Origin of the sequence: Paenarthrobacter sp. NPDC090520, assembly GCF_044769205.1 — a bacterium.
Lineage (GTDB): Bacteria > Actinomycetota > Actinomycetes > Actinomycetales > Micrococcaceae > Arthrobacter.
This window is the reverse complement of record NZ_JBIVXM010000001.1, coordinates 534938-545622: the sequence shown is the minus strand read 5'-3', so window position 1 is coordinate 545622 and position 10685 is coordinate 534938. Positions and strand designations below refer to the sequence as shown.

The window sequence follows — 10685 nt, the reverse complement described above, 5'->3', positions numbered from 1 at the left end:
GCCGAAGACTGGGGCGTCGCCGCGACCGTCTGGTCCGTCACCTCCTGGAACGAACTCCGACGCGACGGACTCGCCGCCGACGAACACGCCTTCCTGAACCCCAACCAAGAAGCACCCACCCCCTTCATCACCCAACAACTCAACGGCCACCACGGACCCGTCATCGCCGTCTCCGACTACATGAAAGCCATCCCCGACCAAATCCGCCAATACATCCCCAACGACTTCGCCTCCCTCGGAGCAGACGGCTTCGGCTTCTCCGACACCCGCCAAGCCGCACGCCGCTACTTCAAAAACGACACCCACTCCATCGTCACCAAAACCCTGCAACTCCTCGCCGCCAAGGGCGAAGTCGCAGCTGACGCAGTGGAAACTGCCATCGGGAAGTACCGGCTCCTGGATGTCAACGCCGGCACCACCGGCGGGGCAGGCGGCGACGCCTAGCCCAGGCTGGGCCACAGCCCACCAAGCACCAACCGCACGGCGGCTTTCACCGAAAGGTGGGGGCCGCCGTCGGGCTTTAACACGGCAGTGCCACACCGCCGCGGTGACCGGCGCAAGTTGTAGCCTTCGCACAAATGGAGCTTGCCCGGGATGCGCCGTATGCTCATTCCATGGCAGAGCCCACCAAGACCACACCCAAGCGCAAGGCAGCAGCAGCGGCAGTGTCGCCGGAAAAGGCCGAAACGCTGCGGCAACTCCGCGCCAACGTGGGGCAATTGTCCACCACCACCATGCGGCAGCTCGAGAAATCGCTCCCGTGGTACAGCCGCTTGAGCTCGGATGAGCGTTCAGCTCTTGGCCTCGTGGCCCAGAACGGCATCGCCGCGTTCGTGACCTGGTACGAGCGGCCCAGTTCGCCGTCCTGGATCCTCACTGACGTTTTTGGCAACGCACCCACCGAACTGACGCGGTCCATCAGCCTTCAAAAAGCCCTGCAGTTGATCCGCATCGTGGTGGAAGTCGTGGAGGACCAGGTACCGGTCATCGCACCGGAACCGGACCAGCCCTCCCTTCGCGAAGCAGTGCTGCGCTACTCGCGCGAAGTCGCGTTCGCCGCCGCCGACGTCTACGCCCGCGCCGCGGAATCCCGCGGGTCCTGGGACACCCGCTTGGAAGCCCTGATTGTGGACGCCATCCTTCGCGGCGAAAACACCGACGCCCTGCGTTCCCGGATCGCCGCCCTCGGCTGGAAAGCGCAGGAGCGCTTCACCGTGATGGTGGGGAACTCGCCGTCGGAACCCAGCGCCAGCTACGTCAGCGAGCTCCGCCGCACGGCCGGGCGCTTCGCGGAAGACGCGTTGGTGGGCATCCAAGGCGACCGACTGATACTGATCCTTGGCGGGGTCCAGGACCGTGACACCGCCTACGTCAAACTCAGTGAGCTTTTCGCCCCCGGTGCAGTGGTCTATGGCCCGGAAGCGGGATCGTTGCTGGAGGCCAGCAGCTCAGCCCAGGCGGCTTTCGCGGGCCTTACCGCTGCCCGGGCGTGGCCCTCGGCGCCGAGGCCGGTAGCGGCGGATGATCTCCTCCCGGAGCGGGTTGTTTCCGGTGACGATGCCGCCAGGCGCTCACTGATCAAGAACATCTACCGCCCCCTCCTCGCCGCTTCCAACGGGCTGGTGGAAACCCTCGGCACATACCTCGAGCTGGGCCATTCACTGGAAGCCACCGCCCGCGAATTGTTCGTCCATGCCAACACCGTGCGCTACCGTTTGAAGCGTGTCTGCGACGTGACGGGCTGGGATCCGCTGCTTCCCAGGGAGGCATTCGTGCTACAAACAGCCCTGGTGGTTGGCCGGCTTTCGGCCCAACCGAAGGCTGCACCCGAGCGTCACGCATCGCGTTCACAGAACTGAACCGTTGTAGACTTCCTACAAACTGACCCAGTGAGCTTGGTGTACCGAAACACCAGTGGATCACGTGGCAATTTGGAAAGCTGGATACGTGCTTGCAATCGTCTGCCCTGGACAGGGCTCCCAGACCCCAGGATTCCTGGCCCCTTGGCTGGAACTCCCCTCCGTTGAAGGCCAGTTGGCCGCCCTGAGCGAGATCGCAGGCATCGACCTCAAGGCCCACGGAACCACCTCCGATGAAGAGACCATCAAGGACACCGCAGTGGCGCAGCCACTGATCGTCGCTGCAGGTTTGGTCGCCGCGAAGTCGTTGTTCGACGTCGAACTCAGCACCCTTCCGGTCATCCTCGCCGGGCACTCCGTTGGCGAAATCACTGCCTCCGCCCTGGCAGGTGTCCTCACCGAAGAGGAAGCCATGACTTTCGTCCGCGAACGTGCCAACAGCATGGCGGCCGCCGCGGCAATCACCCCCACCGGCATGAGCGCCGTAGTGGGCGGCGACCCTGCGGACGTCCTCGCCGCAATCGAAGCCTCCGGCGCAACGCCTGCCAACGTCAACGGCGCAGGCCAGACCGTCGCCGCGGGTACCTTTGAACAACTCAAAGCCCTCGCGGATAATCCGCCCGCGAAGGCCCGCGTCATTCCCCTGAAGGTCGCCGGCGCCTTCCACACCTCGCATATGGCTCCCGCGGTCAGTGCGCTGGAAGCGCTTAAACCATCGCTGGCCCCGCAGGACCCCTCGGTTCCCCTGCTGTCCAACTACGACGGCAAGGAAGTAACCGCAGGTTCGGCGGCCGTCGAAAGCCTTATCGCCCAGGTTTCCCGACCGGTCCGGTGGGACCTCTGCATGGAAAACCTGGTTGAACGGGGTGTCACGGGCGTCATCGAGTTGGCTCCGGCCGGCACCCTTGCGGGCCTCGCCAAACGCGGCATGCCCGGTGTCAAGACCGTGGCCGTCAAGACCCCCGAAGACTTGTCCGCGGCCCTGGCACTGTTCGCTGAATTGGAGGGAGAGGCATGAGCACGCCCACACTGAAGCAAGCTCCCGTCCAGGAGAACACCCGGATCCTGGGCATCGGCGCCTACCGGCCGGATGTCATTGTCACCAACGAGGACGTCTGCCAGTGGATCGATTCCTCCGACGAATGGATCCGCCAGCGCACCGGCATCATTACGCGCCACCGGGCCGCCGAAGGCGTCAGCGTCATCGACATGGCTGAAGGCGCCGCCCGCGAAGCACTCGCCCAAGCCGGCATCGAACCGTCCCAGCTTGGTGCGGTCATCGTCTCCACCGTCACCCACCCCTACGCCACGCCGTCGGCTGCCGCCGCGCTCACCGACCGTTTGGGCGCGACGCCGGCACCCGCCTTCGACATCTCAGCCGCCTGCGCGGGTTACTGCTATGGCGTTGCCCAGGCTGACGCGCTGGTCCGCTCGGGTGCCGCCAAGTATGTCCTGGTCGTTGGTGCCGAGAAGCTCTCGGACGTGATCGACAACCATGAACGCACCATCTCCTTCCTCCTGGGTGACGGCGCCGGCGCCGTCGTGGTCGGCCCCTCCGACACCCCCGGCATTGGACCCTCCGTGTGGGGCTCCGATGGAAGCAAGTGGGACGCCATTGGTATGACCCACTCCCTGGAGGACGTCAAGAAGCTGGGCGAATCCGCCCGTCACTCTGACGAGATCGATGACCCGGCCATCCTTTCGGCCACCCAGGACGTTTGGCCGACACTTCGCCAGGACGGCCAAACGGTCTTCCGCTGGGCTGTGTGGGAGATGGCCAAAGTTGCGCAGCAGGCACTGGATGCCGCGGGTATTGAGGCGGGCGACCTCGCCGCCTTCATCCCGCACCAGGCGAACATGCGCATCATCGACGAGATGGTCAAGAAGCTCAAGCTTCCGGAGACTGTCATGATCGGACGCGATATTGCCCAGGCAGGCAACACGTCCGCTGCGTCGATCCCTTTGGCCACCCACCGTTTGCTTCAGGAAAACCCTGGACTCAGCGGCGGCCTGGCTTTGCAGATCGGATTCGGCGCCGGCCTGGTCTTTGGCGCCCAGGTGGTCGTTCTGCCGTAGTCCTGGACCGGCCTGATGCCCTCCAGCCAATTGAATATGACTTACAAACCCAAGCCGTAACCGCGGTTTGACCCCTTTCCGGCAGCAGCCGGCACAACAAGAAAAGGAGCCGATCATGGCTAGCAACGAAGAAATCCTGGCCGGCCTGGCTGAAATCGTCAACGAAGAGACCGGCCTCGCCACCGAAGCCGTCGAACTGGACAAGTCCTTCACCGAGGACCTGGACATCGACTCCATCTCCATGATGACCATCGTGGTCAACGCCGAAGAAAAGTTCGGCGTCCGCATCCCCGACGAAGAGGTCAAGAACCTCAAGACCGTCGGCGACGCCGTGAGCTTCATCGCCAACGCACAGGCCTAGTCCTGATACCAGCTGTGCCGGGCCAGGGTACGTCATCCTGCGCCCGGCACAGCCGCACTACCGCCCAAAGATTTTCAGCCGCCCCCGCACCAAGCTGCAGCCGGGTCGGCTCATCCGACAGAGAGTGATCGCATGGCACGCAAAGTAGTCATAACCGGTCTGGGGGCCACCACTCCCATCGGCGGCGACGTTCCCACAATGTGGCAGAACGCGCTGAAAGGGGTCTCCGGTGCCCACACGCTCGGGGACGAGTGGGTTTCCAAGTACGACCTCCCGGTCCACTTTGCTGCCAGGTGCTCGACGCCGGCCCTGGAAGTCCTCAGCCGCGTCGAAGCCAAGCGCATGGACCCCTCCACGCAATTCGGCGTCATTGCCGCCCGCGAAGCCTGGGCTGACGCAGGGATCGACGACATCGACCACGACCGCCTCGCTGTCGCTTTCGCCACCGGAATCGGTGGCGTGTGGACCCTCCTGGATGCCTGGGACACCCTGAAGGAAAAAGGTCCCCGCAGGGTGCTGCCTATGACCGTCCCGATGTTGATGCCTAACGGCGTAGCCGCTGCTGTGAGCCTTGACCTTGGTGCGCGCGCTGGCGCCCACACCCCGGTTTCGGCGTGTGCTTCCGGAACCGAAGCCCTCCACCTCGGCCTGGACCTGATCCGCTCAGGCAAGGCAGATGTGGTCATGTGCGGTGGCGCGGAAGCGGCCATCCACCCGATGCCGCTGGCCGCCTTCTCCTCCATGCAGGCGCTTTCCCGCCGGAACGACGATCCCGAGCGGGCTTCCCGCCCCTACGACATCGACCGCGATGGCTTTGTCATGGGCGAAGGTGCCGGTGCTTTGGTACTGGAGGCCGAAGAGCACGCGATCGCCCGCGGCGCACGCATCTACGCAGAGCTTGCCGGAACTTCTGTCACGGCTGACGCCTACCACATCACCGCTCCCGACCCCGAAGGCCTGGGGGCCACCCGCGCCCTGAAAGCCGCCATGTTTGATGGCCGCATCCAGGCCGAAGACGTGGTCCATGTCAACGCGCACGCAACGTCCACTCCTGTCGGCGACAAGCCCGAGTACACGGCGCTGCGGGCGGCCCTTGGCACCCACGTGGACAATGTGGCCGTCTCGGCTACGAAGTCCCAAATGGGCCACCTCCTGGGCGCCTCTGGTGCTGTGGAAGCGGTCCTGACGGTCCTGGCTGTCTACGAGCGCAAGGCACCGGTAACCATCAACCTGGAGAACCAGGATCCGGAAATCCCGCTCGACGTCGTGACGTCAGTGCGTGACCTGCCCGCCGGCGACATCGTTGCCCTCAGCAACTCGTTCGGCTTCGGCGGCCACAACGCGGTTATCGCCGTGCGGAACGCCTAGCAGCCCCCGACGCGAAGCAGGGCCCCACCATTTTCGGTGGGGCCCTGCTTTTTGCTATGGGGTTGGGTGGAGGGCTGCCTAGCCCACTTGGTGCAACCAGCGCACGGGAGCACCCTCGGCCGCATGGCGGAACGGTTCCAGCTCTTCATCCCAGGCTTCGCCGAGGGCAAGGGAGAGCTCATGGTAAACCGCTGAGGGGTCACCTGCGCCGGACTCGTAGGCGTAGCGGATACGGTCCTCGGTGACCATGACGTTTCCGTGGACATCCGTGACTGCGTGGAAGATCCCAAGTTCAGGGGTGTGGGACCAACGGGCGCCGTCCACACCCTGGCTCGGTTCTTCGGTCACTTCATAACGCAGGTGTGCCCAGCCTCGAAGAGCGGACGCCAACTGGGCCCCGGTGCCGGGCTTGCCGGTCCAGGACAACTCAGCGCGGAACATTCCGGGCGCAGCCGGTTGCGGGGTCCACTCAAGATCGGTTCGCTTGTCAACGACCGATCCAATGGCCCACTCGACGTGCGGGCACAGCGCCGTTGGCGCCGAGTGCACGAACAGGACACCGCGGGTTGTTGCAACAGACATTCCATCCTCCATAGCTGTAGGTACGTCTTCCCCAACGACCTCTGCTGGATGGTGCTGTTGACCTTGCGATGACCCGTCAAGACCTTTGTGCAAGCTATTTATTTATCCGCAGCCATTCCCCAAACTGATGAATGCTTTTGCTCGATTCTGGCACAGATTCAACCCTCAACCATAAATTGAAGGTTCGCCCGTGGTGCTTTCATTTTGCCGTACACCTTCGTTTTCCGCCAGTGCAGGTAATGCGCCCGCGTCTGTGCCGGCATTTTGCCGTCATTCAAGCGCGCGGATGCGCCTGTTGATAACTCTTCCGCAGCCTGTCCACAGAAACGTGGGTGTAGATCTGGGTGGTGGCCAGGCTGCTGTGACCCAGGATTTCCTGGACTGCACGGAGGTCCGCCCCACCATCGAGCAGATGTGTGGCAGCACTGTGGCGCAGAGCGTGGGGTCCGGTGGCCGAGGTATCTCCCAGTGCCTTCAGGAGTGCGCCCACCACGCTCCTGACTTGGCGGGGATCCACCCGGTTCCCCCTGACGCCGAGGAACAGCGCAGGACCACTGCCGGAGGTCACCACCTCAGGCCTGCCCTTGCGCAGCCAGTCATCGAGTGCCACGGCAGCCGGGACGCCGAAGGGAACCGTCCGCTCCTTGTTTCCCTTGCCCAGGACCCTGAGTGTGCGCCGGTCGGGATCGACATCATCGATGTCCAATCCCACCAGCTCGCCGACGCGTACGCCTGTTGCGTAGAGGAGTTCCACCATGGCGCGGTTGCGGACCGCCATGGGGCCTCCCTGGACGGCTGCTTCTCCGAGGTCACTGACCATCCTGGTGACTTGCTGTTCCTGCAGGACTCCGGGCAGTGTCTTGGCGCGTTTGGGGGCCTGGAGCCGCAGGGCAGGGTCCTTGGCAATGAGTTCCTCCCGCAGGGCCCACTTGGTGAAGGAACGTGCGGTGGCGGCGCGGCGCGCCAGGGTGGTCCGGGCCAGCCCGGACTCGCTTTGGGCACCAAGCCACCGCCTGAGCGTCCCCAGCTCCAGCTGTGGCAGTTCCGCCACCCCTTCCGAGGCCGCGAACCCCAGCAGGCTGTCGACGTCGGACAGGTACGCGCGGACGGTGTGCCCGGAGCGCGCCCGCTCCGCCCGCAAGTACCGTTCGAATCCTCCGGCGGCCTGCATCAAGGCTTCTGGCAAAGTTTCTCGGTCCACCCTCCAACTGTGCCAGACAGCGCCGTGTTTGAAGCGCAGGACAAAGCCCTTCGCCGAGGCAGGTCACGCGCCCCGCTTCCGTTTCCAGGCGCTTCTCTCGCAGCCGGCCAAGCCCAGGAGTTCCAAACGCCCCAACCCGGCCCTGACTGCATCGGGACTGAGTCCGGCAACGACGGCGAGCTTCTCCACCGAGCTGCCTGAACGCAACGGCAGGGCGTCCAGGAGGATGAGATCCTCGAGCGACAAGCCGTCGTGTGGCTGGTTAGGCCCTTCTTTGTCCCCGGCCAACTGTTCGCCGCTCCGGCCGGACAGTTCGGCGATCTCGCCGACGTCCGTCACGCAAACGGCGCCGCCGTCGCGCAGCAGGCGATGGCAGCCTGCCGAATTGGCGCTGTGGATGGAGCCCGGGACTGCGGCCACCACTCGTCCAAGGGTTTCGGCATGGTGGGCGGTGTTCAGCGCTCCCGATCTCCACCGGGCTTCCACCACCACCGTGACCGAAGCCAAGGCGGCAATGATGCGGTTGCGTTGCAGGAACCTGTATCGGGTGGGGGCCGAGCCCGGGGGCACTTCGGCCATCACGGCCCCCTGGTTGGCGACTGCCCTCAGGAGGTCCTCGTTGCCTGCCGGGTAGAAGCGGTCCACTCCCCCGGCCATGACGGCGATGGTGGGGATGGCCGCCGCCCCGCCATTAAGGGCCCCCCGGTGCGCATGGGCGTCGATCCCATACGCACCGCCCGAGACCACCGTGAAGCCCCGCTGGGCCAAGCCATAGGCGAGGTCTCCCGTCACCGCTGCACCATAGCTGGTGCTGTCCCGCGATCCCACCAACGCGATGCTCTGCCGTGTTGGAGCGACAGGCTCTTCCTGTCCCCGCCACCAAAGGCACAGCGGTTCCTGCAAACCGAGGTCCGCCAATTGACCGGGCCATAGCTCATCTCCGGGAACAACCACACGCCCGCCGAGCCGTTTCATGGTTTCCAGGTCACGTTCCGGTGCAAGATCCGCGACCCTGGGCGCCCATCGGCGCAGGCTCGCACCCAGTCCCGGCCACGAGGCCAGGTTCCCGTCCTGCGACAGCAGTACCGTGACCTCACGCTCGACTGCAGCGCCCGCAGTCAGCTCACCGGTTGCGATACCCAGCGCGTCCAAGGCGCCTACGGCATGAACCAGTGCCAGTCCCACCGAATCCTGAGGCTCCATCAGGCGCGACAGCGCCGCCCTGGCAATCCGTTCCCTGTCCATGTTTCCCACTACGCCCAAGGCTTGCTTCCTTCCAGGAGTTTCCGCGTGATCAGGTTGTTGCATTCGTTTGCCGGAGGCCCAGGGCCTGTCCGATGTGGTCAGGGTGCGGCGAGTCGCTTTGGTCCAGGTCCGCGAGGGTCCAGGCCAGGCGGAGCACCCGGTCATAGCCCCGTGCTGTGAGGAGGCCACGTTCCAGGGCAGTATCGAGGACCCTGGTTGTTCCTGGACCCAGCCGCAGGTCACCCCGGAGGATGCGGCCGGGGACCTGGGAGTTGGTTTCGAAACCGAGGGGGCCGAGACGGCACGATTGGCGGTTCCTGGCCGCGGTCACGCGTCGGGCCACCACGCCGGTGGATTCCTCGCACCCCGTCTTTCCGAAATCGGCCAACGACACGCGTTCCACTTGCAGCTGGATGTCCACCCGGTCCAACAACGGTCCGGAGAGCCGGCCAAAGTAGCGTCGCCGCATCATCGCCGTACAACTGCACTCCATTCCCTTGCCTGAGGCCTTGCCGCACGGACACGGGTTGGCGGCGAGGACGAGCTGGAAACGGGCAGGATAAGCAGCCGTGCCGGCCGATCGGTGGATGACCAGTTCCCCACTCTCCAGCGGCTGCCGCAAGGCGTCCAGGACACGTCGTTCAAACTCCGGCGCCTCGTCAAGGAACAGGACGCCACGGTGGGCACGGGAGGCCGCTCCTGGCCGGGGAAGCCCGGAGCCTCCGCCAATGACGGCTGCCGGTGTGGCACTGTGGTGCGGATTCTCAAAAGGAGGCCGGCGGATCAGCCGGACCGCGGATGATCGGATGGCAGCGAGTGAATGGATGGCAGTGACCTCCATGGATGCCGTGTCAGACAAGTCCGGAAGCAGCCCGGGCAGCCGCTCCGCCAGCATGGTCTTTCCCGCACCCGGTGGACCCGTCAGCAGCATGTGGTGTCCGCCTGCCGCAGCAACCTCCAGTGCCCGGCGGGCTCCAGCCTGCCCCGCCACGTCCCGGAGGTCCGGTACCGGCTCTTCCAGGAACTCCTCGTCTTCCGCGGTGTCGTCACCGGCGGGATCGTAGTCCAGGACCAGGTTCTTGGGGTCCGCTCCGAAGTCGTAGGCCAGCCGTGCCAAGGTCTTGTACCCCCTGACGCTGGCACCCGGCACCAGCCTGGCCTCCGCGACGTTGGCTTCCGCAACCACGATCTCCGGAAAGCCTGCGTCAACGGCAGCCATGACGGCAGGGAGGATTCCACGGACAGGGCGCAGCCGTCCGTCCAGCCCCAGCTCCGCAATGAAAACCGTGCCACTGATGGAACGGATGTCCTCGGCCGCACGAAGGACGGCCATGGTGATGGCGAGGTCGAATCCCGATCCACGCTTCGGCAAGGAGGCCGGGATCAGGTTCGCCGTGATCTTCCGCCTGCTGAGGGGAATTCCGGAGTTCTGCGCGGCAGAACGTATCCGTTCCTTCGCTTCATTGAGGGAGGCGTCCGGCAGGCCGAGGATCACAAAGGCCGGGAGTGTCTGGCCGATGTCCGCCTCGACCTCGACGATGTAGCCGTTGAGGCCCACCAAGGCTATGCCGTAGCTGCGTCCAACGGCCATCAGCCAACACCCTGGAGATGCTCAAGCTGCGGTTCGCCGGCGCCATCATGGATCACGCCCACAACATCGATCCGGCGTCCCAGAGAGGGGAGCCCATGCTCGCGCACCCACCGTGTTGCGAGCCGGTGCAGCCGCGCGAGTTTCTCCGGACCCACCGCTTCGAAAGGATGGCCATAGGCCAGGCTGCGCCGCGTTTTCACCTCCGCGACTACGAGGGTTTTCCCGTCCAGGGCAACAATGTCCACCTCACCCTCGGAGCACCGCCAATTGCGCTCCAGGACCTGCATGCCCTGGTCTTCAAGGAACGCGGCGGCCAGGGCCTCGCCTTCCCGGCCAAGAATGTCTTTTGCTCGCATGAGCACCACCTCCGCTTCCAGCATCGCGGCTGGTTTCCGGCGGAGG

General features: G+C 65.1%; 11 protein-coding genes. 6 read left to right on the top strand and 5 right to left on the bottom strand.

Annotated elements, in window-relative coordinates:
- The 6 genes from ACIQTZ_RS02610 to ACIQTZ_RS02585 form a co-directional block, all read left to right on the top strand.
- Positions 1–444 (top strand): transketolase-like TK C-terminal-containing protein (locus ACIQTZ_RS02610; protein ID WP_402977246.1); only part of this gene is annotated, 444 nt, incomplete at its 5' end.
- Between the two features lie 170 nt (positions 445–614).
- Positions 615–1859 carry a PucR family transcriptional regulator gene (locus ACIQTZ_RS02605; RefSeq protein ID WP_402977243.1) on the top strand — a complete coding sequence of 415 codons (1245 nt, stop codon included), beginning with the start codon at positions 615–617 and terminating at the stop codon, positions 1857–1859.
- Positions 1860–1947: 88 nt separating this feature from the next.
- On the top strand, positions 1948–2877 hold the full coding sequence (locus ACIQTZ_RS02600; RefSeq protein WP_402977240.1) for an ACP S-malonyltransferase: 930 nt from the start codon (positions 1948–1950) through the stop codon (positions 2875–2877).
- Positions 2874–3935, top strand: coding sequence for a beta-ketoacyl-ACP synthase III (locus ACIQTZ_RS02595; RefSeq protein ID WP_402977237.1), 1062 nt, complete (start codon positions 2874–2876; stop codon positions 3933–3935). The genes ACIQTZ_RS02600 and ACIQTZ_RS02595 overlap by 4 nt, the downstream gene beginning before the upstream one ends.
- Positions 3936–4050: 115 nt before the next feature.
- Positions 4051–4296 carry an acyl carrier protein gene (locus ACIQTZ_RS02590; RefSeq protein WP_011692310.1) on the top strand — a complete coding sequence of 82 codons (246 nt, stop codon included), beginning with the start codon at positions 4051–4053 and terminating at the stop codon, positions 4294–4296.
- Between the two features lie 132 nt (positions 4297–4428).
- Positions 4429–5664 carry a beta-ketoacyl-[acyl-carrier-protein] synthase family protein gene (locus ACIQTZ_RS02585; RefSeq protein WP_400330550.1) on the top strand — a complete coding sequence of 412 codons (1236 nt, stop codon included), beginning with the start codon at positions 4429–4431 and terminating at the stop codon, positions 5662–5664.
- A 78-nt stretch (positions 5665–5742) separates the two neighbouring features.
- On the opposite strand, the gene ACIQTZ_RS02580 is transcribed toward ACIQTZ_RS02585, so the two are convergent.
- The 5 genes from ACIQTZ_RS02580 to ACIQTZ_RS02560 all read right to left on the bottom strand — a co-directional run bounded on the left by ACIQTZ_RS02580 (position 5743) and on the right by ACIQTZ_RS02560 (position 10648).
- Positions 5743–6246: a DUF3145 domain-containing protein gene (locus ACIQTZ_RS02580; protein WP_397325874.1), complete on the bottom strand. Its 504-nt coding sequence runs from the start codon at positions 6244–6246 to the stop codon at positions 5743–5745.
- Between the two features lie 274 nt (positions 6247–6520).
- Positions 6521–7417 carry a tyrosine recombinase XerC gene (locus tag ACIQTZ_RS02575; RefSeq protein ID WP_402943750.1) on the bottom strand — a complete coding sequence of 299 codons (897 nt, stop codon included), beginning with the start codon at positions 7415–7417 and terminating at the stop codon, positions 6521–6523.
- A 93-nt stretch (positions 7418–7510) separates the two neighbouring features.
- Positions 7511–8692 (bottom strand): DNA-processing protein DprA, encoded by a 1182-nt coding sequence (gene dprA, locus ACIQTZ_RS02570; protein ID WP_402977279.1) that lies wholly within the window; start codon positions 8690–8692, stop codon positions 7511–7513.
- Between the two features lie 49 nt (positions 8693–8741).
- Positions 8742–10283 carry a YifB family Mg chelatase-like AAA ATPase gene (locus ACIQTZ_RS02565; protein ID WP_402977234.1) on the bottom strand — a complete coding sequence of 514 codons (1542 nt, stop codon included), beginning with the start codon at positions 10281–10283 and terminating at the stop codon, positions 8742–8744.
- Positions 10283–10648 carry a YraN family protein gene (locus ACIQTZ_RS02560; RefSeq protein ID WP_402977276.1) on the bottom strand — a complete coding sequence of 122 codons (366 nt, stop codon included), beginning with the start codon at positions 10646–10648 and terminating at the stop codon, positions 10283–10285. The genes ACIQTZ_RS02565 and ACIQTZ_RS02560 overlap by 1 nt, the downstream gene beginning before the upstream one ends.
- Positions 10649–10685: the final 37 nt, after the last annotated feature.

Bases quoted from the DNA above. Each gene is read 5' to 3' on its own strand.
- ACIQTZ_RS02605 (WP_402977243.1), top strand. From the start codon at position 615: ATGGCAGAGCCCACCAAGACCACACCCAAGCGCAAGGCAGCAGCAGCG.
- ACIQTZ_RS02595 (WP_402977237.1), top strand. From the start codon at position 2,874: ATGAGCACGCCCACACTGAAGCAAGCTCCCGTCCAGGAGAACACCCGG.
- ACIQTZ_RS02590 (WP_011692310.1), top strand. From the start codon at position 4,051: ATGGCTAGCAACGAAGAAATCCTGGCCGGCCTGGCTGAAATCGTCAAC.
- ACIQTZ_RS02585 (WP_400330550.1), top strand. From the start codon at position 4,429: ATGGCACGCAAAGTAGTCATAACCGGTCTGGGGGCCACCACTCCCATC.
- ACIQTZ_RS02580 (WP_397325874.1), bottom strand. From the start codon at position 6,246: ATGTCTGTTGCAACAACCCGCGGTGTCCTGTTCGTGCACTCGGCGCCA.
- ACIQTZ_RS02575 (WP_402943750.1), bottom strand. From the start codon at position 7,417: ATGCAGGCCGCCGGAGGATTCGAACGGTACTTGCGGGCGGAGCGGGCG.
- dprA (WP_402977279.1), bottom strand. From the start codon at position 8,692: ATGGACAGGGAACGGATTGCCAGGGCGGCGCTGTCGCGCCTGATGGAG.
- ACIQTZ_RS02565 (WP_402977234.1), bottom strand. From the start codon at position 10,283: ATGGCCGTTGGACGCAGCTACGGCATAGCCTTGGTGGGCCTCAACGGC.